This is a genomic window from Sphaerisporangium sp. NPDC005289 (genome assembly GCF_040607455.1).
Lineage (GTDB): Bacteria > Actinomycetota > Actinomycetes > Streptosporangiales > Streptosporangiaceae > Sphaerisporangium > Sphaerisporangium rhizosphaerae.
This window is the reverse complement of the sequence record NZ_JBEXGS010000020.1, coordinates 1-24,704: the sequence shown is the minus strand read 5'-3', so window position 1 is coordinate 24,704 and position 24,704 is coordinate 1. Positions and strand designations below refer to the sequence as shown.

The 24,704-nt window shown below is 72.2% G+C and carries 23 protein-coding genes and 1 pseudogene; 17 read left to right on the top strand and 7 right to left on the bottom strand.

Features of this window, described 5'->3' with window-relative positions; translation table 11 throughout:
• Positions 1–207: 207 nt before the first annotated feature.
• From ABZT47_RS29090 to ABZT47_RS29040, 11 genes are all read left to right on the top strand, one after another.
• Positions 208–1,518, top strand: coding sequence for an extracellular solute-binding protein (locus tag ABZT47_RS29090; protein ID WP_354848866.1), 1,311 nt, complete (start codon positions 208–210; stop codon positions 1,516–1,518).
• Positions 1,519–1,684: 166 nt separating this feature from the next.
• Entirely contained in the window at positions 1,685–2,662 is a 978-nt protein-coding gene (locus tag ABZT47_RS29085) for a sugar ABC transporter permease (protein ID WP_354848863.1), read from the top strand.
• Positions 2,662–3,489 carry a carbohydrate ABC transporter permease gene (locus ABZT47_RS29080; RefSeq protein ID WP_354848860.1) on the top strand — a complete coding sequence of 276 codons (828 nt, stop codon included), beginning with the start codon at positions 2,662–2,664 and terminating at the stop codon, positions 3,487–3,489. Before ABZT47_RS29085 ends, ABZT47_RS29080 begins: the two co-directional genes overlap by 1 nt.
• Positions 3,490–3,491: 2 nt before the next feature.
• Positions 3,492–4,928 carry a GH1 family beta-glucosidase gene (locus ABZT47_RS29075; protein ID WP_354848858.1) on the top strand — a complete coding sequence of 479 codons (1,437 nt, stop codon included), beginning with the start codon at positions 3,492–3,494 and terminating at the stop codon, positions 4,926–4,928.
• Positions 4,925–5,914 (top strand): LacI family DNA-binding transcriptional regulator, encoded by a 990-nt coding sequence (locus ABZT47_RS29070; protein WP_354848855.1) that lies wholly within the window; start codon positions 4,925–4,927, stop codon positions 5,912–5,914. The genes ABZT47_RS29075 and ABZT47_RS29070 overlap by 4 nt, the downstream gene beginning before the upstream one ends.
• 25 nt (positions 5,915–5,939) lie before the next feature.
• Positions 5,940–6,935 carry a LacI family DNA-binding transcriptional regulator gene (locus ABZT47_RS29065; protein WP_354848852.1) on the top strand — a complete coding sequence of 332 codons (996 nt, stop codon included), beginning with the start codon at positions 5,940–5,942 and terminating at the stop codon, positions 6,933–6,935.
• Positions 6,936–7,122: 187 nt separating this feature from the next.
• Entirely contained in the window at positions 7,123–7,866 is a 744-nt protein-coding gene (locus ABZT47_RS29060; RefSeq protein WP_354848849.1) for an SRPBCC domain-containing protein, read from the top strand.
• Between the two features lie 399 nt (positions 7,867–8,265).
• Positions 8,266–8,550 carry a hypothetical protein gene (locus ABZT47_RS29055; RefSeq protein WP_354849197.1) on the top strand — a complete coding sequence of 95 codons (285 nt, stop codon included), beginning with the start codon at positions 8,266–8,268 and terminating at the stop codon, positions 8,548–8,550.
• A 114-nt stretch (positions 8,551–8,664) separates the two neighbouring features.
• Positions 8,665–9,018: a YciI family protein gene (locus ABZT47_RS29050; protein WP_354849194.1), complete on the top strand. Its 354-nt coding sequence runs from the start codon at positions 8,665–8,667 to the stop codon at positions 9,016–9,018.
• Positions 9,019–9,173: 155 nt separating this feature from the next.
• Complete coding sequence (locus ABZT47_RS29045) at positions 9,174–9,680, top strand: SRPBCC family protein (protein ID WP_354848846.1); 507 nt, start codon at positions 9,174–9,176, stop codon at positions 9,678–9,680.
• A 97-nt stretch (positions 9,681–9,777) separates the two neighbouring features.
• Positions 9,778–10,836: a neutral zinc metallopeptidase gene (locus ABZT47_RS29040; protein WP_354848843.1), complete on the top strand. Its 1,059-nt coding sequence runs from the start codon at positions 9,778–9,780 to the stop codon at positions 10,834–10,836.
• 114 nt (positions 10,837–10,950) lie between these two features.
• Here the strand turns inward: ABZT47_RS29040 and ABZT47_RS29035 are convergent, their stop codons facing one another.
• The 7 genes from ABZT47_RS29035 to ABZT47_RS29005 form a co-directional block, all read right to left on the bottom strand.
• On the bottom strand, positions 10,951–12,603 hold the full coding sequence (locus ABZT47_RS29035) for a bis-aminopropyl spermidine synthase family protein (RefSeq protein ID WP_354848841.1): 1,653 nt from the start codon (positions 12,601–12,603) through the stop codon (positions 10,951–10,953).
• 278 nt (positions 12,604–12,881) lie between these two features.
• A complete protein-coding gene (locus ABZT47_RS29030; RefSeq protein ID WP_354848838.1) occupies positions 12,882–14,726 on the bottom strand; it encodes a S9 family peptidase in 1,845 nt (614 codons plus the stop codon).
• A 79-nt stretch (positions 14,727–14,805) separates the two neighbouring features.
• Positions 14,806–16,410, bottom strand: a complete 1,605-nt coding sequence (locus ABZT47_RS29025) for an FAD-dependent monooxygenase (protein WP_354848835.1) — start codon at positions 16,408–16,410, stop codon at positions 14,806–14,808.
• 121 nt (positions 16,411–16,531) lie between these two features.
• Positions 16,532–16,810: a PqqD family protein gene (locus tag ABZT47_RS29020; RefSeq protein ID WP_354848832.1), complete on the bottom strand. Its 279-nt coding sequence runs from the start codon at positions 16,808–16,810 to the stop codon at positions 16,532–16,534.
• A 12-nt stretch (positions 16,811–16,822) separates the two neighbouring features.
• Positions 16,823–18,283: a StsB family radical SAM/SPASM domain sactipeptide maturase gene (stsB, locus tag ABZT47_RS29015; RefSeq protein WP_354848829.1), complete on the bottom strand. Its 1,461-nt coding sequence runs from the start codon at positions 18,281–18,283 to the stop codon at positions 16,823–16,825.
• A 109-nt stretch (positions 18,284–18,392) separates the two neighbouring features.
• Complete coding sequence (locus ABZT47_RS29010; RefSeq protein WP_354848826.1) at positions 18,393–18,662, bottom strand: StsA-related sactipeptide RiPP; 270 nt, start codon at positions 18,660–18,662, stop codon at positions 18,393–18,395.
• Between the two features lie 146 nt (positions 18,663–18,808).
• Positions 18,809–19,060, bottom strand: a complete 252-nt coding sequence (locus ABZT47_RS29005; protein ID WP_354848824.1) for a LuxR C-terminal-related transcriptional regulator — start codon at positions 19,058–19,060, stop codon at positions 18,809–18,811.
• Between the two features lie 349 nt (positions 19,061–19,409).
• On the opposite strand from ABZT47_RS29005, the gene ABZT47_RS29000 reads away from it, so the two are divergent.
• From ABZT47_RS29000 to ABZT47_RS28975, 6 genes and pseudogenes are all read left to right on the top strand, one after another.
• The gene (locus ABZT47_RS29000) at positions 19,410–19,682 is read left to right on the top strand and encodes a StsA-related sactipeptide RiPP (protein WP_354848821.1); all 273 of its coding nucleotides are present in this window, start codon (positions 19,410–19,412) and stop codon (positions 19,680–19,682) included.
• Between the two features lie 210 nt (positions 19,683–19,892).
• On the top strand, positions 19,893–20,840 hold the full coding sequence (locus tag ABZT47_RS28995; protein WP_354848818.1) for an ABC transporter ATP-binding protein: 948 nt from the start codon (positions 19,893–19,895) through the stop codon (positions 20,838–20,840).
• 1 nt (position 20,841) lies between these two features.
• The gene (locus ABZT47_RS28990) at positions 20,842–21,654 is read left to right on the top strand and encodes an ABC transporter permease (RefSeq protein ID WP_354848815.1); all 813 of its coding nucleotides are present in this window, start codon (positions 20,842–20,844) and stop codon (positions 21,652–21,654) included.
• 71 nt (positions 21,655–21,725) lie between these two features.
• Positions 21,726–22,907: a YcaO-like family protein gene (locus tag ABZT47_RS28985; protein ID WP_354848812.1), complete on the top strand. Its 1,182-nt coding sequence runs from the start codon at positions 21,726–21,728 to the stop codon at positions 22,905–22,907.
• On the top strand, positions 22,907–24,289 hold the full coding sequence (locus tag ABZT47_RS28980; protein WP_354848809.1) for a TfuA-like protein: 1,383 nt from the start codon (positions 22,907–22,909) through the stop codon (positions 24,287–24,289). Before ABZT47_RS28985 ends, ABZT47_RS28980 begins: the two co-directional genes overlap by 1 nt.
• 141 nt (positions 24,290–24,430) lie before the next feature.
• Positions 24,431–24,704, top strand: a pseudogene (locus tag ABZT47_RS28975) (hypothetical protein); the annotation flags it as partial.

Here is a 24,704-nt window from a genome sequence, read left to right as displayed (position 1 = left end):
CATAAGGCGGTGTCAATACGACACACGCTCTGACCTGCGGATACTCATATCGATCTTAGAGAGCGCTTTCTTGTGTCGTCGCCGCTCCACTTGTGCACATCACGGCGATCGTTACCGGTGAACCCGTTGACACGGACGTGGGGGCGGCGTGACGCTTCTCGGGGAGCGCTCCCTCCAAGATCCACTATTCGCCCCCCAGGAGGGTCTATGGGCAAGTTCCGCCCCGGGATGGTCACCCCTCTGCTCGCCGCGGTGCTGGCCGTCAGTGTCACCGCCTGCGGCGGCGGCGGAGGTGACGGCGCGGGCGCCGGCGCCTCCTCCGGTGCCGCCCAGCCGGCCGAGAAGATCAAGCTGACCGTCGCGCTGTTCAGCGACTTCCACTTCGCGCCGCTGTACGAGGAGTTCAAGAAGACGCACCCGAACGTCGAGATCGTCGAACGCCGCTCCCAGTTCAACGACCACCACAAGAACCTCACCACGCAGATCGCCACCGGCGCGGGCGCCGCCGACGTCGAGGCCGTCGAGGCCGGCTACATCGCCACCTTCACCCCGCTCGCCGACAGGTTCTACGACCTCAACGAGTACGGCCTGGGCAAGCGCCAGTCCGACTACCTGGACTGGAAGTGGAAGCAGGGGCTGTCCGCCGACGGCGGCAAGCTGCTCGGCCTCGGCACCGACGTCGGCGGCCTGGCCATGTGCTACCGCACCGACCTGTTCAAGAAGGCCGGCCTGCCCACCGACCGCGACGAGGTCTCCAAGCTCTGGCCCACCTGGGAGGCCTACATGGAGGCGGGCAAGAAGTTCGTCGCCGCCAAGGTCTCCGGCGCCAAGTGGTTCGACGGGCCCGGCGAGAACTTCCGCGCCATGGTCGACCAGGCGCCCGTCGGCTTCTACGACGAGCAGAACAACCTGATCGCCGCCACCAACCCCGACGTCAAGAAGGCGTTCGACCTGAACGCCCAGATGATCCAGGCCGACGAGTCGGCCAAGCTCGCCGCCTTCAGCCCTCCGTGGAACACCGGCCTGACCAAGGGCTCGTTCGCCACCATCATCTGCCCGTCCTGGAAGACCGGCAGCATCAAGGACGCCGCGCCCACCACGGCCGGCAAGTGGGACGTCGCCGCGGTGCCCGGCGGTGGCGGCGGCAACCAGGGCGGCACCCACCTCATGGCCCCCAAGCAGGGCAAGCACCCCAAGGAGGCCGCGGAGCTGATCGACCTGCTCACCAGCAAGGACGCCCAGCTCAAGCTGTTCACCGACGCGGGCGCGCTGCCCTCGATCCCCGCGCTCTACGACGACCCGACGATCACCGGGTTCAAGAACGACTTCTTCAACGACGCCCCCACCGGCAAGATCTTCACCGACGCGGCCAAGGCGCTCAGGCCCCAGCACGTCGGCCCCAAGGCCAGTGACGTCCTGACCGCCTTCGGCAACGCCCTCCAGCGCATCGAACAGGGCAAGCAGTCGCCGCAGGACGCGTGGGCGCAGGCCGTCAAGGACCTCGACCGGATCAAGTAACCCGCGACGCGTGGCCGGCCCGGCACCAGCGGGCCGGCCGCCGATCCGCGAGGTCCCCTGGTAGTCGTGCCCGCCCCGGCGGCGCCGCCGGCCGTCCACCCCGGCCGGGCGCCCCCGGCGGCGCGGCCCGGCCGCCGGACCCGATGGCCTGCCGAAAGGAGCTGCCATGGCCACCCGTGCCCCCGACAACCTGGCGGCGACACCGCCGCCCCCCGCGCCCGTGCGGTCCCGTCCGCGCGCCCACCGGCGCCACCTCGCCCACCGGCTGGACGTCAAGGCGTCCCCCTACGCCTACGTCGCCCCGTTCTTCCTGCTGTTCTGCGCCTTCGGGCTGTTCCCGCTGGCCTACACCGCCTGGGTGAGCCTCCACGAGTGGACGCTGCTGTCCGACGTCCACGAGTTCATCGGCCTGGACAACTTCAGCGCTCTCCTCGGCGACGACTACTTCTGGAACGCCACCTTCAACACGCTGTCCATCGGCGTGATCTCCACGGTCCCGCAGCTCCTGCTGGCCATCTGGCTGGCCCACCTGCTCAACCGCCCGCTGCGCTCCCAGACGCTGTTCCGCGTCACGCTGCTGCTGCCCAACGTCACCAGCGTCGTCGCCGTCGTCGTCATCTTCAGCCAGCTCTTCGGCCGCGACTACGGGCTGATCAACTGGGTGCTGTCGTGGTTCGGCGCCGGCGCCATCGACTGGAACGCCGGGACCGCCACCTCCCACATCGCCATCTCCGTCATGATCATGTGGCGGTGGACCGGCTACAACGCGCTCCTGTTCCTGGCCGCGATGCAGGCCGTGCCGCGCGAGCTGTACGAGGCGGCCACCATCGACGGAGCCGGCGGCCTGACCCAGCTCCGCAAGATCACCGTGCCGATGATCCGGCCGACCATCGTCTTCGTGGTCATCACCTCCACGATCGGCGCCATGCAGGTCATCGCCGAGCCGCTGCTGTTCGGCGTCTACAGCCCCACGGGCGGCCCCGACCGGCAGTACCAGACGCTGTCGCTGTTCATCTACGAGAACTTCGTCAAGCTCGACTTCGGTTACGCCTCGGCCGTGTCCTGGATGATGTTCCTCTTCATCGTCGTCATCGCGGCCGTGAACTACCTGCTGACCCGCCGGACGAGGGGGAACCTGACGTGATGCCGCGCACGGCGGGCCCCGCCCGCACCCTGATCTACCTCACGCTGATCGCGGTGGCCTTCTTCTCGGCGCTCCCGCTCTACTACAGCGTCGTGGTGGCCTCCCGCGACAACGCCGCGCTGGCCGACGTGCCCCCGCCGCTGCTGCCCGGCGGCAACCTGCTCGCCAACATCGGCCGCGTCTTCGACACCGTCCCGTTCGCCCTGGCGCTGCTCAACTCCGTGCTGGTCGCCGGCTCGATCGCGCTGTCGGTGATGTTCTTCTCCACCCTGGCGGGCTTCGCCTTCGCCAAGCTGCGCTTCCGCGGCAGCAAGGTCCTGCTGCTGCTCACCGTGGCGACGATGATGGTGCCGACCCAGCTCGGCATCATCCCGCTGTACCTGCTGATGGTGAAGCTCGAGTGGACCGGCAGCATGTACGCGCTCATCGTCCCCGCGCTGACCAACGCCTTCGGCGTCTTCTTCATGACGCAGTACCTGTCGCGGGCCCTGCCGACCGAGTTGCTGGAGGCCGGCCGTGTGGACGGCTGCACCACCTGGGGCCTGTTCTGGCATGTGGTGCTCCCCGCCGCCCGGCCCGCGGCGGCCGTGCTGGGCATGCTCACGTTCATGTCGGCCTGGAACGACTACTTCTGGCCCCTCATCGTGCTCACCCCGGAGAACCCGACCGTGCAGGTCGCGCTCTCCACGCTGGCGGCGGGTTACATCAGCGACTACGCGCTCAGCCTGACCGGCACCGCGCTCGGCACCCTGCCGCTGGTCATCGTCTTCGCCCTGCTCGGCAAACAGATAATCGGCGGAATCATGCAAGGCGCCGTGAAAGGATGATCATGACCGTGACCAGTCGGGGGACCCTGGCTTCGCATTCGACGCAGGGGCGGGCGGTCTTCCCGGAAGGGTTCGTGTGGGGCGCCGCGACGGCGGCGTACCAGATCGAGGGGGCGGTCAGGGACGACGGCCGCGGGCCGTCGGTCTGGGACACCTTCTCCCGCACCCCGGGCAAGGTGGCCTCCGGGCACACTGGCGACGTGGCGTGCGACCACTACCACCGTTACGCCGAGGACGTCCGGCTGATGGCCGACCTGGGCCTCGGCGCCTACCGCTTTTCGGTGTCCTGGCCGCGGGTGCAGCCGGACGGCGCGGGGCCCGTCAACACGCGGGGGCTGGACTTCTACGACCGGCTGGTGGACGAGCTGGTCGCGGCCGGAATCACCCCGTACGTGACCCTGTACCACTGGGACCTGCCGCAGGCGCTGGAGGACCGCGGCGGCTGGACCTCGCGGGACACCGCCCACCGGCTGGCCGAGTACGCCGAGGTGGTGCACGCGCGCCTCGGCGACCGCGTGCGGCACTGGACCACGCTCAACGAGCCGTGGGTGCAGGCGTTCCTCGGCTACGGCAACGGCGTGCACGCGCCCGGGCGCACGGACGCGCGTTCGGCGCTGCTGGCCTCGCACCACTTCGTGCTCGCCCACGGGCTGGCCACGCAGGCGCTCCGCTCGGCGGGCGCGCGGGAGATCATGCTGGTCGTCAACTCCTCGCTGGTGGTGACGCCCGAGGGGATGCTCGACCCGGACGCCCCGGTGTCGGAGGCCGACGCCGAGGCGGTCACCCGCGCCAACGCGATGCTGCACCGGCAGGTCCTCGACCCGGTGCTGCTCGGAGAGTACCCGGCCGAGATGCTGGAGATCCTGGAGCGGAACGGGGGCACCGGCCACATCCACGACGGCGATCTCAAGGAGGCCCACCAGCCGACCGACGTCATCGGGGTCAACTACTACAACCCCTGTGTGGTGCGGTCCAAGCGAGGCGAGCCGGCCGACGCCGCCTGGCCCGGCAGCGAGGACATCGCCTTCCCCGGCGTGGAGGCGCCCAAGACGGCCATGGGATGGCCGATCGTCCCCGAGACCCTGTCGCGCCTGCTGCTCCAGCTCTCGCACGACTACCCCGGGACGGCGCTGATGGTGACCGAGAACGGGGCCGCCTTCGAGGACGTGGTGACCGCGGGCGCGTCCGGGGACCGGGTGCACGACGCCGAGCGCACCGCCTATATCGACGCGCACCTGCGCGCCGTGCACGCCGCCATCGAGGGGGGCGCGGACGTGCGCGGGTACCTGGTGTGGTCGCTGCTGGACAACTTCGAGTGGGCCGAGGGGTACGACCGCAGGTTCGGCATCGTGCACGTCGACTTCGCCACCCAGCGGCGGCTGGTCAAGGACAGCGGCATCTACTACCGCGAGGTCATCAGGGAGAACGGACCGGCATGAGACGACCCACCTTGGAGGCGGTGGCGGCACGGGCCGGGGTGTCGAAGTCGAGTGTGTCGCGGGTGGTCAACGGCGAGACCTCGGTCACGCCCGCGATCCGCGACCAGGTGCTGCGCGCCGTGCGCGAGCTCGGGTACGTGCCCAACGGCGCGGCCCGGAGCCTCGCGACCCAGAGCACCGACACGGTCGCGGTGATCGTGTCCGATCCGCCCCAAGGTGTGGTGTCCGACGACCCGATGTTCTCCACGGTGGTCCGCACCGTGAGCCGCGTCCTGGAGGACGCCGGCAAGCAGGTCACGCTGATGCTGGCGGGGTCGAAGGAGAGCCGGGCGCGTATCGAGCGGTTCATCGCGGCGGGGCACGCGGCGGGGCTGCTGCTGGTCCCGATGCACGGGCCCGACCCGCTGCCGGGGGCGCTGGCGCGCATGGGCGTGCCCATGGTCTCGTTCGGCAGGACCGCGCCGGGGGTCGCGTACGCGGACAACGACAACGTGGGCGGCGCCTCGCTCGCGGCCGGCCACCTGCTGTCGCGCGGGCGCCGCCGGGTCGCCACGATCACCGGCCCGCTGGACATGATCCCCTCCCAGGACCGGCTGGCCGGCTACCGGGAGACCCTGCGCGAGAGCGGGCGCCGGTCGAACGTCGCCATCGGGGACTTCACCCGCGTCTCCGGCGCGCAGGGGATGCGGCAGCTGCTGGAGGACGACCCGGCGCTGGACGCGGTGTTCGCGGCCAACGACCTGATGGCCATCGGCGCCCTGCACGCCCTGCGGGAGGCGGGGCGCAGAGTGCCCGACGACGTGGCGGTCGTGGGCTTCGACGACATCGAGGCCGCCATGTACACCGCGCCGCCGCTGACCACCGTGCGCAGCCCGATGGGCGACCAGGCGGCGGCCGCGGCGCGGCTGTTGCTCGGGCTGCTGGACGGAGAGCCCGGAGAGCCTGTCATCATGCAGAACGAGCTGGTGGTCAGGGAGTCGACGTAGACGAGCATCGTTGGAGGACACAGGTATGAGACGACCTACTCTCGAGGCCGTGGCGGCACGGGCGGGGGTCTCCCGCGCCACGGTCTCCCGGGTGGTCAACGGGGGGACGACCGTCACCGCCGAGCTCCGCGACGCGGTGATGCGCGCCGTAGAGGAGATGGGCTACGTCCCGAACCTCGCGGCGCGCAGTCTGGTCACCCAGCGGACCGATTCGATCGCGCTGGTGGTGTCCGAGCCGCCGACCAGGGTGTTCTCCGACGACCCGATGTTCTCCACGGTCATCCGCTCGGCGAGCGCCGAGCTGGAGGCCGCGGACAAGCAGGTGCTGCTGATGCTGGCGGGCACTCCGACGAGCCACGCCCGGGTGGAGCGCTATCTGACCGGCGGGCACGTGGACGGCGTCATGCTGATCTCCATGCACGGCGCCGACCCGCTGCCGGCGGCGATCACCCGCATGAGAGTCCCCGCGGTGTCCTACGGCCGGCCCGCCGTCAACGTCAACCTGCCCTACGTCGACGACGACAACGTGGGCGGCGCCGAGACGGCCGTGCGCCACCTGCTCGAACGCGGGCGGCGGCGCATCGCCACGATCGCGGGGCCACCCGACATGATCGCCGGTCAGGACCGCCTGGCGGGCTACCGGTCGGTGCTGCACGGGTCCGACCGGCGCTCGATCGTGGCGATCGGCGACTTCACCCGCGAGTCGGGGGCGGTGGCCATGCGGCAGCTGCTGGAGGACGACCCGGCGCTGGACGCGGTGTTCGTCGCCAACGACCTGATGGCCATCGGGGCGCTGCAGGCGCTGCGGCAGGCGGGCCGCCGGGTGCCGGACGACGTGGCGGTCGTCGGGTTCGACGACATCGAGGCCGCCCGCTACACCGAGCCGCCGCTGACGACGGTCCGTCAGCCCTTCCGCGAGCAGGCGGCGGCCATGGTGCGCCTGTTGCTGCGCCTGCTCGAAGGTGGTGAGGCCGACCCCGTGGTGCTGCCCACCGAGCTGGTGGTGCGCGAGTCCGCCTAGAAAGCTGCTGGTAGAGACCGGTTCGCCGCACGGGCGGGCCGGTCTTTCCGTATGCCCATCAGCCGACAACTATCGTAGTCTTGACAAAAAAAGTGTTCGGTGCGACCGTAGAGCCATGGCCGGAACGCGGCCCCGACACCGGGGCGACGGCCAGGGCGACAAGGCATCGAGGGCCAGGGGAGTCGTGATGACGCATCCGTTCGAAGTGCGCAAGAAGATCGAGCTGCGGGCGAGCGCCGAGCAGGTGTGGGAGGCGGTGGCCAGCGGGCCGGGGTTGAACTCCTGGTTCCTGGGCCGCAATGAGGTCGAGCCGTGGGTGGGCGGCAAGGCGGTGCAGTTCTTCGGTGACTTCCCGGTGGAGGCGACGGTGACGGCGTGGGAGCCGGGGCGCCGCTTCGCCTTCCGCGGCGCCGAGAGCGAGGACGGCACCTACATGGCCTTCGAGTTCCTCCTTGAAGGCGAAGGACAGGAGAGCACGGTGCTGCGGCTGGCGCAGACCGGTGTTCTGGGTGATGGATGGCAGGCGGAGGTGGAGGCGTTGGAGCGCGGCTGGGACATGTATCTGCACACGCTGGACCAGTATCTGACGCATTTTCCCGGTCAGTTCGCGCTGGTGGTGTTCGCGGCGCGGCCGGGTGGCGGCGGGGTGGAGCCGGTGTGGTCGGTGCTGGAGCGTGGTCTGGGATTGTCGGGGAAGGTCGTTCAGGGCGATCGGGTGCGGTTGACGCCGGAGGGCTTCGCGCCGATCGAGGGGGTGGCCGATTATGTGGCGCCGGACTTCCTGGGGGTGCGGACCGGCGATGGGTTGTACCGGTTCATCCGCGGCCAGCACGACACGGTCGTGGTGGGACATCACATCTTCGCCGACAAGGCCGACCCGAGGAAGGTCGAGCAGGCCTGGCAGGACTGGCTGGCCAAGCTCTTCGCCTGACCCGGCCGGCCGCGGCGGGGCCGCCCGGAACGGCGGCCGTGCGCGCGGGGACGGCGGGCCGCGGCGCGGGGGCGGCGGGACGTGAGCGGGCCGTGCCCGCCGCCTCGCCGCCGGGCCGTGTCCGTCGCGCCGCCGCCGTCCATCCGCCCGTCCGGTGGCGGGGCCACGCGGGCCGGTTCGCCGGCCGCGGTGGTCGAATCCCCGGTCATTTGCACGCGGACGAATTGCGCGTCCTTCGGAAATGGAAAAGGAAATGCAGACATCGTCATTCCCGGCGAAACGGACGATCTCGATCGTCGTGTCCGCCCTCTCGGGTAGCATCGGCGGTACCGGCGGCATAGGCCGCTGTACCACCGGCATCCCGGGCACCACCTGGGACTGAACGAGGGACGGGTGACGATGCTGGTCGAGCTGACGATGCACCGCGCCGCCACGTCGCAGCCTTCGGCCAATTCCCCCATAGACGGCATCCGGATATTGGCCCTGCTGCCCGACAAATGGCGTAAAGACCTCCGGCAGGCGAACGGCGAGATCGTCATTCGGGTCGACACCGCGGACGACACCACCAGCGACCAGATCCAGGCCACGGTGGCCCAGGTCCTGAACGACCCGGCCATCAGCCACTGGGAGCTGCGCACCTGCAACCCCCTGGCGACCGGCCCCTCGGCCGACGATCCCACCTGACCCGGCGGCGCGAGAAGCGCTCCCGGATGTCGAGAACGCCGCGGCGGCTCCGACCCCCCGGTGTGAGGCGCCCGCGAGAGGCGCCGGGCCGAGGAGAGCGCGCCCGTGAAGTACATGCTGATGATCTACATGAACCCCGTCACCTGGGACGCGCTTCCGGAGCGTGAGCGCCGGGAGATCTTCGCCGGTCACGAACGCTTCGTCGCGATGGTCACCGAGTCGGGGGAGATGATCCGCACCGAGGCGCTGGCCGACCCCTCCACCGGCGCCGCCGTCCGGGTGCGCCAGGGCGCCGTCCACGCGACCGACGGGCCCTATGCCGGGGCCGAGGAGCACTTCTGCGGCTACTACCTCGTCGAATGCCCTGACAGGGAGCGAGCGGTCGAGCTCGCCGCCCTCATCCCGGACGCCCGTTACACCGGCGTCGAGGTGCGCCCCATGATGGACGGCGCGGCCCCCGATCTCTGATCACGCCCCGAGCGCGCGGGGTCACCCCACTTGTGCCCCTATGCACCGGCCGCACCGCAACGTCCGGCCCCCTTGCGCACGATAGTTGTTCGAGGGACCCTCATCGCGAGGTGGGCACCGGACCGATGGCCAGGACGGGTACGCGGAGGTCGGCAATGGAGGACTACGGCGTCACGGGCGCGCGGGTGGACCTGGAGGTCACCGTGGACGCCTCACCGGAGCATCTGTGGGACAGGATCACGGCGGTCCCGCGCATCGGGGACTTCAGTCCCGAGTGCGAGCACGGGGCCTGGGTGGACCCCGCGGACGCCGAGGTGCGCGAGGGCACCCGGTTCCAGGGCACCAACCGCCGCGAGGACCGCGTCTGGACGGTGACCTGCGTGGTGACCGAGGTGGAGGAGAACCACACGTTCGGATGGCTCGTGCTCGACCCCGAGGGCGACCCCGAGCGTCCCTCGTCGCGCTGGCACTACGAGCTGGTGCCGGGCGACGAGCCCGGCCAGACGGTCGTGCGGCACAGCTTCGTCCACGGCCCCGGGTACAGCGGCCTGCGTGAGATGATCAAGAACAATCCCGGCATCGCCTCGCTGATCCTGGACGTGCGGCTCACCGAACTGCGCGAGCACATGATCGAGACCCTCGAGGCGATGGCCCGCGACTGAGCGAGCTCGTACGCTCGCCCCGGTGGACGGCGCTATCTCGTTATATCGGTAATGCTGACCGCCATTTCGTAATAAACGGCGCTTAAACTTCGCGATCATGCGCCGTCTCCTCCCGCTGCTGGTCGCGTGCGTCCTGCTGGCGGCCGACGCCGGGCAGACGGTGCCGGCGTGCCCGCCCGTGCCCGCTTCCGCCCGGCCGCCGGAGACCGTCCCCGCCGCCGCACCGATGCCCGCGCCCGCGCCTTCCCCCACCCCCGCTCCCGCTCCGGCTCCGGCGCCGGTGACGGGGACGGTGATCCTGGCCGGAACGGCGCCGGGCACGGAGTCCGGAACGGCGCCGGGGACGGAGTCCGGGACGGCGAGGGCGATCGCGGGGCCGGCCGCGGGGGTGACGGTGGCCGCCGCGCCCGCCCGGGTGCCTCTCGCGCGGGCCGAGAAGCGGGAGTCGGAGACGATCCTGCCTCCGCGCGGCCGGATCGCCGCGGTGGGCAACCCGCTGTACGCCGTCGCCAAGGCGCGGGGCGGGTGCCGCGTCCCGGCGATCCGAGCGGGCCGGTGGCCGTCGGCCGAAAAGTACATGGAGGCGGTCGCCTCCTGCCTGGACCGGGTCTGGGCGCGGCAGTTCGCGCTGGCGAGGATCTACTACACGCTGCCCCCGCGCCGCTTCGTCCGGCACCGCGTCCGCGACCGCGACTGCGGGCTGATGCCCGCCAAAGGGGCCAAGGGCACCTACTGCGACCAGACCCGGACCTTCTACGTGATCGTCGAGCGGTACGACCTGCACCCGGCGGCCGCCGCGGACCTGGCCGAGGTGGTCGCCCACGAGTACGGCCACCATGTCCAGAACATGGCCTACATCTCCGACTACATGGGCGAGGCCTACGACGACGCCGGGTCGCTCGCCAAGCGGGACACGGTGAACAGGCGCCTTGAGCTGCAGGCCGAGTGCTTCGCGGGCGTCGGCATCGGGGCCCTGCGCCGGTCGATGCCCTCCTGGGCGCTGTTCCGCTACATCTACCAGGGCACGATCTCCGACCGCGCGGTCCAGGACCACGGCGCCATGCCGACACAGCTGCGCTGGCTGCGAAAGGGCTACCGCTCCGCCCGCGCGGGCGCCTGCGACACCTGGTCACCGCCCAAGCGCGAGGTCACCTGACCGCCGCCGCGTCCACCCCACCGGCGCCCGGGCCGCGCGCACGGCCCGGGGCACGATCGGCCCGGCGCGTACGCGCCCCGGCGGGCACGAGGTGATCAGACGGGCACGAGGTGATCAGGCGGGAACGGGAGCGCCGAGTGAGGCGGCCACGGCCGGGCGCAGGTCGCGCAGGCGGTGGAGGGGCAGTTCGAGGACGGTGACCTCGCCGGCCCACGGGGCGGCTTCGCCGATGACGGCTCTGGCCTGCTTCTTGGTGAGCTCGGGACGTGCGCGGATCAGCCCCTCGCGCCAGGTGTTGGCGAGCTTGCCGTGCGCGTTGTCCAGGATGGCGCGCAACAGGCGTCCCGTCGCGTCCGCGGGCGGGTCCACCCGCACGGCGTCCAGGACGGCGCCGCCGGCGGTCAGCCGGTAGACCGGGGACAGCGGCTCCGCCAGCGCGTCGAGGTCGCGCGGCGGCTCGGCCAGCCGGACCCGGACGTGGCCGGCGCGGGTGGCCAGCAGGAGGCGGGGGAGCGCGGCCTCCAGGCCGGCAGGCACGAAGACGGCGGCGCGGTCGTGAGCGGCGGCGTACGGCTTGGCCAGCCAGGTGGCCAGGCGGGCACGCGGCGTGCCGGGGAGCACGTCCTTCGGCCAGTCGCCGACGAGCACCCCCGGCTCGAAGCCGGGACCGGGATCGGCGGCGCCGGCGGCGGCCGGGCGGGACTCGACCGACTGGGGGCCCTGGGTGTAGATGCCGGTGCCGTAGCGGTCGACCCGGGCGGCGACGGCGGGCCGGGTCTTGGTGGTGGGGCGCAGGATGTACAGGTCGGCGGCCGAGCCGATGGCCTCCGCGCCGAAGTAGCGGTTGAAGTCGGGGTAGACGGCCTCGTAGCAGAGGTTCAGCTCGTGCAGGGAGTTCTGCACCTTCAGCGCCAGCATCGGGGTGCGCTCGCTCGCGCCGTAGGCGAGCAGCACACGCCCCTCCTCCGGCTCGCGCAGCCCTTCGACCGCCCGGGCGACGAACAGCCCGACGCCCTCGGGAGTATAGGGCGGGTCGGTGAGCGCGAGGTCGGCCTGGCCGCGGGCCGCCGGGGGCAGGCCGAGCCGCAGATCGGCCCAGAGGGTGCGGACGGTGAAGCCCAGAGCCTGCGCCTGCTCGTCGATGTAGGCCAGGATGCGCTCGTCGACGTCGGCGACCGTGACCTCCGTGCCGGGATGGATCATCTTGACCGCCAGCGAGGTCAGGTCGTGGTCGCCCACGCACAGCAGCCGCGCCCCCGGCAGCCAGAACCTCGCCCCGAGCAGCAGCGCCCTGCGCACGACCGTCTCCGGCGTCGCGGCCACGTGGTCCAGCACGTGCCGCCCCCGGGGAGCCCCCGCGACCAGCTTCTCCAGCCGCTCGACCACCTGCCCGTAACCGGGAAGGAGATGTCCCACCGGATCGGCCGGTCCGAGGCCCGCGAGTGAGGACCCGGCGCCGGGGTGGGGCACCACGGGCGTGGCCGCGGCGGGGTGGGGCACGACGGGCGTGGCCGCGGCGGGGTCGTCGTCGAGCAGGGCGCGCAGATCGCGGATCTGCTCGGGGGCCAGGCGGAACCGCTCGCCGGACCGTTCGGGCGACACCACTCGCAGCAGCGCCTCGACGCCGCGCCGGGAGGTGGCGGTGGCCCGGACCAGGTCGGCGAGCGTCCACCACCCGCCCTCGCACAGCAGCGCCAGCGCCCTGCGGTGGCGCCTGGCGTCCACCCCCGCGCCGGCGAGCAGCCCGGCCACGCCTTCTCGCTCCACGCCAGGACTCTACCGGCCTCCCGCCCGCCTCCGGGCATCGTGGATGGGCACCGTGGATGGGCATCGTGGATGGGCGCCGTGGATGGGCGCCGTGGACCGGGGCCGCACGCCTGCGGGCCCACGCCGGCCGCCGTCCGCCCTCCGGATCGGCGGTCCGAGCGCCCGGAAGGAGAAGATGCCGTAGATCGGCCTGCCGGCTCCGCGTCCCTGTGATCGGCCGGTCGTGGGTGTGGGGCCTGTGGGTCCGCCTGTGCCAGATGGCGGGCCCGTGGGTCCGCCTATGCCAGATGGCGGGCCAGGAAGCGCTCCACGGCGGCGTAGTAGGTCTCGCGGTTCTCCGGCCTGCCCAGTCCGTGGCCCTCGTCCTGGAACAGCAGGTACTCGTGCGGCACGCCGTTGGCCCGCAGCGCGGCGACGATCTGCTCGGCCTCCTCGCGCGGCACCCGCACGTCGTTGGCTCCCTGCGCCACCAGCACGGGGATGGCGATGTCGCCCGCCCGCGACAGGGGGGAACGCTCCCAGAGCATCTCGCGTTCGGTCGCGGGATCGCCCACGTTGGCGTGCATGAAGGACATGAGCGGCCGCATGTAGGCGGCCCCTCCTGCCAGCAGGGTCAGCAGGTTCGACGGGCCGCACAGGTCGACCGCGCAGGCGAACGCCTCGGGGGTGAAGGCCGCCCCGGCCAGCGCGGCGTACCCTCCGTAGGAGCAGCCCATGATCGCGACCCGGGAGGCGTCGATGGAGCCGCCGGCGGCCAGATGGCCGACCGCGTCGAGCAGGTCGGTGTGCATCGCCCCGCCCCACTGCTTGGCGCCCAGGTTCAGGAAGTCCTTGCCGTACCCGGACGAGCCGCGGAAGTTCACCTGGACGCAGGCGTAGCCCCGGTCGGCCAGCCACTGCGCCTCCTCGTCGAACCCCCACGAGTTGCGCGCCCACGGCCCGCCGTGCACGTTCACCACGGCGGGCAGCCCCCGCCGCGCGGCGCCGGCCGGCCAGGTCACGTAGCCGTGCACCTCGACCCCGTCGCGTGCGGCGAACACGAACGGCTCCATGGCGGACAGCCGGTGGCGCGCCAGGCCCGGCTGGTGGTCCGACAGGAAGCGCAGGCGGCCGTCGGCCCGGTCGAACAGGTAGAACCCGACCGGCCGGTCGGCGGACACCACGGTGACCGTCCAGCGCCGGTCGGCGCGGTCGGAGCGGTCGACGGAGATCTCGCCGTCGACGCCGAGCAGCGCGAGCTCGCCGCGGATCCGGTCGATCGCCTTGGCGTAGTCCTCGTCGAGGAACACCCGTTCCTCGCGGTCCTTGCCCAGCACCACCGCCTGCGGCACGCGCGTCGCCGGGTCCATCTCGACCCGCCTGACGTCGTAGACCGGATCGCTCGCGAGCAGGGTCCGCCGCCCGGTCGCGGCGTCCACCGCGAACAGGCGTGAGGCGTTGGCCCCGACCGACGACAGCAGGTAGAAGGTCCGCCCGTCGCGGGAGTACCCGGCGATGTGGGTGCCCATGGCGTCCTCGCGCGGCACGTCGAGCCAGGGCGCCGCCTCGCCTCCGCCGGGGCCGGACAGGTGGATGGTGGAGCTTCCGTCGGGGTTCATCGCGGTGCCGCCGCGGATCCGCAGGCCGGTGTCGATCTCCCAGGTCAGGTAGCCCGGGTTCTCCGCGATCTTGGTGAGCTCGCCGGTGGCCAGGTCCAGCCGGTAGACGTCGTGCAGGTCGCGCCGGTCCTTGTTCAGCCCGACCAGCATCGTGCCCGGGTGCCACCGGTTGTGCGCCAGGACGCGGGCCTGGACGCCGTCGAACGGCGTGACGCAGCGCTCCTCCCCGGTGCCGAGGTCGACCAGGTACAGCCGCCAGCTCTCGTCGCCGTCCTGGTCGCGCAGGTAGAACAGGGTGCGGTCGTCGTGGCAGAAGCCGCAGGCCCGGATGCCCCGCCCCCGGTCGCGGGTCACGGGCTTCGCCTGGTCCGGGGCGTCCGCCGGGCCGACCCACACGTTCATCACGCCTTCGTCGGGCGCGAGATGGCGCAGGAGGGTCCCGTCGGGGGAGATCACGGGCGCCACGTACACCGGATTGCCGAACAGCAGCTCACGCGGGATGCGCGCGGCGGTCTCGGGGCTCATGTGGTCCTCTCCCATCACACGGTTCTCACGGTTCACACGGCACGGTTCACCCGGTTTCACACCGTTCACACGGCACGGTTCACACGGTGCTCACGTGGTCGCCGGCCGACGGCACGTCCTGGCCGCGGCCGGAGGTCGGCGGGCGCCCGGGCCGTGCGGGCGCGGCCCCGGACCGCCGTAATCCGTCCAGCCCCGGGTACTGCGCGATCGCCTGCTCGGCGGTGAGCGGGGCCCGCGGCCTGCCCATCGCCGAGCGGGATGGCGGAGAGGGGTCAGCGTCCGCCTCGATCAGGGTGTGGGCGCGGAAGAACGCGGCGGCGAGCTCGGGGCTGTCCAGCGCCGCCCGCGCCATGAGGGCGCCGACCTGGCGCTCGAACGCCGTCGCCTCCCGGCGACCTCCCTGCCCGTGACCTGCCTGCCCTGGGTCTGTCCGCTCGGGTCCCGCCTGTCCGGGATACGTCTGTCCGGGACCTGCCCGCCGGGGGGCTGCCCGGCCAGGTCCGGTGTCCCCGGATGCCTCCCGGCTGGGGCCGGTGTGCCGGGCGTCCTGTCCGGCCGCCATCCGCCATGACCGGTCCGCCTCCGCCGCCACGGCGGCCTGCGCCTCGCGGCAGACCGACGGCCCGATTCCGCGCCGGGCCAGCTCCGAGTCCAGCCGGAGGGCGCTGAGCGCGGCGACCGACATCCCGTGCGAGTGGATCGGGTTGACCGCGGTGACCGCGTCGCCGATCGCGAGGAAGCCGTCGGGCAGGGCCGCGCGCTCGTAGAAGCGCCGCCGGTTGGCCGTGTCGCGGTAGGGCCGGACGGGGCCGGCGGGCTCGGCCGCCGCCATGAGTTCGGCCACGATCGGGCTGCGCAGCGAGCGCGCGAAATCGGCGAACTCCCGCTCGCCGGTCGGCGGCTCGCCGCCCCGGGTGCCGGTCAGGGTCACGATCCACCGGCCGCCCTCGATGGGGTAGAGCGTCGCCCCCTGGTCCGGCCGTCCCGGGGTCGGGCGGGGGTGCAGGACGATCGCCGGCATCGCGGCGGCGCGGGCGGCGGGGTCGGCGGGGTCGGCGGGGTCGGCCGGGGCGTGGTAGAGCCGCGTCGAGTAGGCCAGGCCCGAGGCCACCGTCTCCTCCTCGACCGGCGGCGCGCCGAGCTCGGCCAGCCACCGCGGGGCCCTGGACCTGCGCCCGGTCGCGTCGATCACCAGGTCCGCCCTGATCGTCTCGGCCGCGGCGCCCTCGCGCCGGACGCGCACCCCGGTGACCCGGGTGGCGTCGCCGGTCAGCCCGAGCGCCTGCGTGCCCGCAAGGACGCGGACGGCGCCGCCGGCCAGCGCCCGCCGCCGCACCACGTGGTCCAGCAGCGCCCGGCTGCACGAGATGAGGTAGGACTCGGTGTGGTGGCGCCGGTACCACCCCTCGGCGGTGAGGATCAGTGCCTCGCCGGGCAGGCTCCGGCGGTGGGCGCCCCGGGCGTACAGCTCCTCCAGCGTCCCGGGGAGCAGCGCCCGCAACGCCCGCGCGCCGCCGGTGACCAGCACGTGGGTGTGGTGGGCCTGCGGCAGTCCGCGCCGGGGGCCGGGGCCGCTGGGGTAGTGGTCGCTCTCGACCAGGATGACCTCGCCGGCGTGCCGGGCGAGCACGGCGGCGGTCAGCACTCCCGCGAAGCCCCCGCCGAGGACCACCGCGGTGGTCATGGAACGGGAGCCGGCGCGGCGGACCGGACGTGATCCCCGACGTGGTCCGCGACGTGGTCCCCGACGGGGGACCGGGCGGCGATCCGGGCCGGGGTGCCGCGCGCCGCCGCGGCCGGGCGGCTCACGACAGGCGCTCTTCGATCAGGCCGTTCTCGATCATGGAGCCGATGAACTCGTGCACGTCCACCAGGATGCGCCTGAGCATCCCGGTGTTGCCGCCGGCGAACTCGCCCGACAGCTTGGAGACCACCGGCTCGCGCTCGCCGTCGCTCGCGACGAGCATCCAGATGCGGGAGCCCGTCTCGTTCAGGGTACGGAAGTCCCCGGTCTCTGTGTGGTACAGCGAGACGCCGTCCGCGGTCTCCTGCCACACCACCGCTTCACTGATCTGGAGTGTCACACTCCACCTCCTCTACACCGGTGTGATGGAAAGCAGCTCGCCCACCTTGACGGCCCCGGGCGAGACGGGCACGTAGCCCTTCCAGTCGTCGAAGACCGGGTGGACGTCGTCGCCGGCGACCAGGCGGGGCGTGGTCATCTCCAGGTCGTTCGCGGCCAGTTCGGCGCGGCCGACCCCGGCCTCCTGCCAGAGCTGGGTGACCACGCCGTGCCGCAGGATCCGGCACAGGTGGCGGCTGTTGCGCCGCAGGTCGCCCGACTCCGACATGTGGGCGGCGCGGCAACCTCCGCCGCAGGAGGCCTTGATGTAGCACTTCGCGCAGTCGGAGTGGTAGTCGCCGCCGAACACCGTGCTCCTGCGCATCCCCCCGAGGACGGGACTGGCGAAGATCTCCGAGAGCGGCCGCTGCCGGACGTTTCCGGCGAACTCCGCACGCCCGGTGATGAGCTTGCACGGGTAGACGTCGCCGAGGGAGTTGATGTAGATCTCGTTGCCGCCCATCCCGCAGTTGCCCTTGACCGAGCACGGGGTCACGATGCGCGGCCCGTCCGGCTTGAGCTTGCCGGCGACCGGCGAGGTCCAGGCGATCTGCTGGATCCTCAGGTGGTCCTCCCAGCCGAAGTCGTAGTCGTCACCGGTCCCGCGGCCGAGTTTGTTGTGGTACATCAGCCGGATGCTGTGCACCTCCAGGCCGTCCATGAACGTCGCGAACTGCTCCAGCTCCTCGACGTTGTCGGAGGTGACGATGTGGTTGATCCTGGGCACCACGCCGGCGTCGTTGAGCAGCCGCAGGGCGCGGTGGGTCCGGTCGAAGGAGCCGGCGCCCCGGGTGCGGTCGTGGGACTCGGCGGTGCCGCCGTCGACGCTCACCGTGACGGCGTCGAAGAGCTCGGCGAACCGCTGTGCCAGCGCGGGCGTCCTGATCATCGTGGCGTTGCTGATGATGTTGCACTTCAGGCCGAGCGACTTGGCGTGCTCCACGATCTGGAACAGGTCCTTGCGGAGCATCGGCTCGCCGCCGGTGAAGATCAGCACCTCGGCCCCGAAGCCGGCGATCTGGGAGACCAGGTCGAGGGACTCGGCGGTGTCGAGCTCGCCCGGCAGGCACTTCTCGGAGGAGGCGTAGCAGTAGGGGCACCGCAGGTTGCACCCGTCGGTGATGGCGTAGTAGGCCGTGCGGAGCGGCGCCTCCCTGATCCTGATCTCCGGGCGGTTGCCGTTGTAGTAGACGACCCAGTTCAAGATGAGCTTGGCGAGGGTCCGCTCGGTCTCGGCGGAGTCCTCCAGCGGCGCCGGCTCCCCGCCCGCCCCGGGACGCGCCAGGGCCCGCAGGACGGCGAACTCGCGGGCGGAAAGGACGCACCGGCCGCCCGCCTGCGGGTTGACGACCAGGTGGTCCGCGCCGTTCACGAAGTAGGTGAGGTCGTGCGGCACGTCGAACAACGCGCGGTTTCCCGCCAGCTTCCCGGGCATCCGGGCTCCCTTCACGTCCGCGACCGCGGGTGCGGCCCCGGTCCCTGCTCCGGCGCGGTGCGGCCACCGGAGGCGGGACCGCCGGGGCCGCACCGCCGAGTCGTCCGGGCTAGTTCTGTCCCGATCCCGACCAGAGCCCGCAGGCGCAGAGCATCGCGGCCTCGAAGCCGTGCTGCGACGCCTCCGGTCTGTCCCACTCCGCGCCTTCCAAGGAGTGGGCCAGGACCTCGGGCAGGATCGCGGGAATCCGGTTCTTGAGCGAGATCAGCAGCTCGGTCTCCTCCTGGCTCAAGGAGGCGAAGGCCCCCTGGAGGTCCTCGGGCACCGGGCCGCCCAGGATTCCGGCCTCGCGCAGCGCTTCCCTCGGGTCGAAGGCCATGCCTTCACCTCTCTATTGGGAGGAAATTGGGTGTGGCTCGAGTATGTCCGCGAATGAGACGGGCGATACAACCCCACGATCGTGGGCATATCGCTGCGGCTCGCGGGCGCGGCCATAAAAGGCCGGACCGCGCGGTGTATTCACGTTCACGAGCCCCCGGAAATCGTTTCCAGACGGCCGGCCTCGACGGCGCGAGGCGGCCAGATACCGACCCGCAGCAGCTCGTGAACATAGGAATACGCCACGAGCTGGCTTCGGTTGCTGCAGGCGAACCGGTCGAGCAGCTTGCTGATCCGCTCGGCCACGGTGTACCTGCTCAGGCGCATCTCGCGCGCGATTCTCGTCGTCGTGTACCCACTGGCCAGCAGGACGACCAGCAATCTGTCGCGATCGTCCATCAGGCCATCGGAAACATGTTTCATAAGAAGTCCCGGATCGAATCGCCTTGACCGCGAGGCGCCCTGCTGGGGCCTCTGGCCTTGACGCTAGAAGGGCACGGTTAATCATCGGTATGGCGTAACCATGCGGCCGGTTGATTCCCCAGGTCCGAGGCCGCGCCGGGCGCCGTCCGACCGGCCCGCGGAGAGCGTCCCGGGCCGCTTCCATGGAGAGGTGGCGCGGAACCGTTTCCCTTTCCCTTACCGTCGAACGGGGAATACGCCCACGTTCGTGGGGTTGTGCCGGCCGCGGGGCGCGAGGCCATACTTCACCTGCAGTCCAATTCGCACCCGACGGAAAGGGGGAGGCATGGCCTTCGACCCGCAGCGAAGTCTGCGTGAAGCCGGAATCCTGGGCGATTCACCGGCGCCGGGACTTGAGGCGGCATTAGCCACCTTGACCGAAGAAGAAGCCAATCTGCTCATTTCACTCAAGAACCGGGTTCCCGGGCTCGTGCCCGAGGTGCTGGCCCACTCCCTGGACGGCGGATGGAACAGGCCGGAGGCGGCGCAGCACGGCTTCGAGGCCGCGATGCTGTGCGCCTGCGGGCTCTGGTCCGGATCGGGTAACGCCGAGAACTAGCCGGCGGATGCGGCCCCACGCCCCGATCCGGCGGCCCGGCCGCCGGATCGGGGCCGGGGCCGCGCCCGTGGCGGCGCCTTCGGCGGCGCCCATGGCCGAGCCCATGGCCGGGCCCATATCGGAGGCCGCCAAGGGACCGACGCCCGGCTGCCGGGCGATGAACGCGTCTGCCGCGCCGGAACGGCCGCGGCGAAGGGCGGAGTGATGGCTATGGCTGTGTCGAGCGACGTGGTGACGGCCGAGAACCTGACCAAGCGCTATCCACGGCGCGACAGGCCGGCCGTGGACGGCGTCTCCTTCGAGATCGCCCGGGGCGAGACCATCGGGCTGCTGGGCCCCAACGGCGCCGGGAAGACGACCCTGATCAAGATGATCTGCGGGGTCACCACCCCCACCTCCGGCCGGCTCCGAGTGTTCGACGCCGACCCGGCCCGTCAGCCGGTCGCCGCCAAGACCAACATCGGGGCGATGCACCAGTCCGGCCCGTTCGACATGATGCTCCCCGCGATCGACAACCTGCGGATCGCGGCGCGGTTCCGCGGCCTGAGCTGGCGCGAGGTCCGGCCGTGGACGATGGAGGTGGCCGAGTTCCTCGGGCTGAAGGACGTCCTGTCCCAGCTGTGCTTCCAGCTGTCGGGCGGTCAGCGGCAGCGGCTGCAGCTCGTCCGGGCGCTGATCACCATCCCCCGGCTGCTGATCCTCGACGAGCCCTCCGCCGGACTCGACGTCGCCGGACGCCACCAGGTCGAGCGGTTCGTGACCTGGCTGCGCGAGGAGCACGGGGCGACCGTGCTGTGGACCAGCCATCACATCGACGAACTGGAGCGCAACAGCCAGCGCGTCATGGTCGTCGACCACGGGCGCGTGCTGCGCTTCGCCAAGCCGCGCGAGCTCGTCGAGGAGTTCGGCAGCACCCACATGCTGGTGACCGTCGAGGACCCCGAGGCCGGCCGGGCCGTCGCCGCCTGGGCGGAGGCGGCCGGGTTCGCGGCCACGGCCGAGGACTCGGCGGTGCGCGTCCACGGCGCCCGCGTGCAGGACGTGCTTCCGGCGCTGTCGCGGCACTGCCAGGACGCCGGCGTCGCCATCTCGGGCGTCTCCACCGCCATGGACTCGCTGGAGAAGGTCTTCCTGCGGATGACCGAGAACGAGGGGTGACATGAGCGCCGAGCTGACCTTCCACAATGTCCCCCCGGCCCCGACCGCCAAGGCGGCCGACCTGTTCGCGGTGCTCTACCGCGAGTACGCGCTGCTGGCCCGCAACCGGGTGAACCTGGTCCTCAGCCTGTCACCGATGCTGGTGTACCTGCTGCTGGTCAACACCTCGCTGAGCAACCTCGTCGGGGTCATCGACTACAAGGGCGTCCCACTGCGGTTCGCGATCTTCCTGCTCCCCATGGTGCTGGCGATGTCGGTCGTCAGCGCCGCGGGCACCTCGGGCATGGCGCTGTTCCAGGAGGAGCTGAGCGGGGTCGCGACGCAGCTGTGGTCCTACCCGATGCGCCGCTCGCGGTTCCTGCTCGGCAAGCTGCTCGCCGGGGTTTCGCTGGTGCTGGGGCAGAGCCTGGTCGCCCTGGGCGTCGCCGTGCTCATCTTCGACTTCCCCTTCCGCGCCGAGGGCTGGGCCGGCCTGCTGGCCGCCCTCACGCTGGCCTCCATCGCGATCAACGGGCTGTACCTGGCGGCGGCGATCACCATCAGGGACTTCCAGACCTTCATGGTGGGCACGAACGTGTCGCTCCTCGTGCTGGTCTTCAGCGCGCCCTCCCTCTACACCGTCGACAGCATGCCGACCGTGCTGCAGTGGGTGTCGGTGGTCAACCCGCTGACGTACGCGATCAACGGGATGCGCGACGCGGCGGTGTTCGGCTTCGCCGCCGCGTGGCAGAACCTGCTCGTGCTGGCCGTCATCGCCGCCGTGAGCTACGCCGTCGCCGGGCGCGCCCTGCTCGCCCGGGCGGGCAACATCTGACCGGGCGAGCCCGCGGCGGACCCGCCGTCGCCGCGGGCTCGCGGGCCGCCACCGTGGACAGGGGCAACAGCATGCGGACCGGCACAGCCTCCCTCTCGTGGATCTTCTCGCAGTCCGACCGGGCCAAGGTCAGGCTGCCGGGCACCGACAGGGCACACGACCCCGCGGCCACCATGGCGATGGCCGCCCGCGCGGCGCGCCAGGTAGGCGTCACCAGGGTCGCCGACATCACCCGTCTCGACACCATCGGCATCCCGACCTTCCAGGCCGTCCGCCCCGCCGCCGCGACGCTCGCGGTGTCCCAGGGCAAGGGCATCACCCCCGAGCTGGCCCGGCTGTCGGCGATCATGGAGTCGGTCGAGCTCTGGCACGCCGAGCGGCCCCTCGCGCCGGCCGTGACGGCGGCCCCCCGCGACGTCGGCGACCGGCTGGGCTACGACGTCCGCGACCTGCCGCGCTGCGAGCCGAGCGTCCTGCACGACGGCCTGCCGGTCGACTGGGTGACCGCCCGATCCCTGGTCGACGGCTCGGAGACGCTCGTCCCCCTGGCCACGGTGGCGCTCTCGCTCGAGCGCAGGACGGGGTGGAACCCGCCGGCGTTCTTCGCCTCCTCCAACGGGCTGGCCAGCGGGAACACCCTCGTCGAGGCCATCTTGCACGCGCTGTACGAAGTGGTCGAGAGAGACGCCATGACCGCGGCGCTCACCGGGGGCGGCGACATGGGCGTCCGCGCCGACCCGCGGTCGCTCGGCTCGCCCGTGGTCGACGGGCTCTGCTCGATGATCGAGCGGGCCGGGGTCCGCCTGGAGGTGAGGTCGGTGCCCTCGCCCACCGGCCTTCCGTGCTTCCTCGCCCGGATCACCTGCGAGGACTACCCTCCGGCGTTCACCGGCTTCGGCTGCCACCTCAGCTCCGAGATCGCGCTCACCCGCGCCGTCACCGAGGCGGCGCAGACCAGGCTGGGGTACGTCTCGGGCGCGCGGGACGACCTGGACGCCGGCTTCAACGACGCCCCCGGCCCGAAGCCCGCCGCGCGGCCCGCCGCGGACCCCTCCACGGGCCCCGCCGCCGAGGCCGTCCCGGCGCTCACGGCGCACGAAAGCCTCGTCGACGACCTGGAGGACGTGGTCAAGCGCGCCGCGATCGCCTTCTCCCACGCGCCCTTGGTGGTCGACCTGACCCACGAGGACATCGGGGTCCCGGTGGTCAAAGTGGTGGCGCCGGGAAGCCGCGTCCGACCGGAGGTGATGTAGTGAGCGCCAAGGTGGTCGTCTACGCCGGACCGACGATCTCTCCCGACGAGATCCGCGACGTCGTCCCCGGAGCGCGGGTGCGCCCCCCGGTGGCCCGGGGAGACCTGCTCGCCGAGGACTGGACCCGCGGCGACACCGCCGTCATCATCGACGGCTACTACCGCGAGCGGCTGTCGGTGGGGCACAAGGAGATCCTCTGGCTGCTCGGCGAGGGCGTCGAGGTCATCGGCGCGGCCAGCATGGGCGCGCTGCGGGCGGCGGAACTCGGCCCGTACGGCATGCGCGGCGTCGGGACGGTCCACCGGATGTACGCCACCGGCGAGGTCGACGGCGACGACGAGGTCGCGGTGCTGCACGGTCCCGCGTCCCTGGGGTACCCGGCCGGCACGGTCGCGATGGTCAACATCCGCTACGGCTGCCGCGAGGGGGCCAGGACGGACCTGGTCCCGGCGGCGATCGGCGAGCGGATCGTGCGGGCGGCCAAGGAGCGGCCCTTCGCGCACCGGACCTGGCGGGAGATGGGGGAGGCGCTCGGCCCGGACGCCGGCGACGCCCTGGCCGCGCTCGAGCGCATGATCGGCTCGGGGGAGTGGGACCTCAAACGCCGCGACGCCCTGTCCGCACTAAGAGCCGCCGGCGCGCCTGAGGCCGCCCGGCCGGAGCCTGAGGCGCCTGGTACCGCCGGCGACCGCCGTCCCGAGCCGGCCGTGTCCGGATCGCCCGGATCACGGGTAGCGGGGGCCGTCCTGACCGGGATCACCCACAACGAGGTGCTGCGACGGCGCTCCCGGCGGGAGTACGCGCCGGGCCGCTGGATGTCCGATCTCGACCTGCTGACCGCCGGCCGGCTGTTCGATCCCGGCTACCCCGCGCTGCACGAGGAGGTCCTGTCCGGGCTGCTGCGCGACTTCGCCGGCGAGAGCGGAGCCGCCCTCGAGGCGTACACGCGCGCCCGGCTCGGCGTCGCCGAAGGGGAGGACCTGCCGCCGAGCCTGGCCGCATGGCTCACCGACGCCGAGCCGGCCGCCCTCCCCGTCGCCGAGCTGCTGCGGCTGGTCATGGTGCGCGTGTGGCCGGTCTGGCAGTCGGCCGACTGGCGGCCCGCCGTCCTGTCGCACGTCCGGGACACCGGCCGCCTGCGGGAGTGGGCCGACACCGTGGCCCGCGCCGACGAGGCCACCGAGCGGTCCCGCGGCCGGCTGGTGGTGCCGCCGCCGGAGATCTCCGGCAGGATCTTCCTGCGCCACTGGCGGCGGGACGGATCATCGGCGCAGGTCGAGCTGGCCAGGCGGGGCTACAACAGCGCCGAGGAGCTCGGCCGCGCCACCCGGAGGTTCTTCGCGCTGGACGTTCAGAGCGGGCGACGTGCCACCGGCGCCTGACGGCGGCGCTCCTCGGCCACCACGCCCCCCGGCCGGCGGCCCAGGGGAGCCACGTCTCCGGGAGTCGCGTCCCCGGGAGCCACGTCTCCGGGAGTCGCGTTCGGCGGCCGGCGGCCCGCCGGGGCGGTTGAGGAGGCGGCGATGACCGCGACGACGCAGGAGCAGGCGTTCGACCCGGCCGCGCCGCGGCACGTCCCCGACCCGCACGCGCTGTTCCACCGCATGCGGGAACAGGCCCCGTTCCACCGCCAGGTGGGCCCGTCGAGCGGCCGCGTCTTCTGGTACCTGACCCGGTACGCGGACGTGGGGCGCGCGCGGCCCGACCCCCGCGGCGGGCGGCCGCGCGACCCGCGGCCCCCAACGGAAGAGCGGGGGGGAGGGGTAGAGTGTGAAAAAAACGGGGTAGAAATAGGTG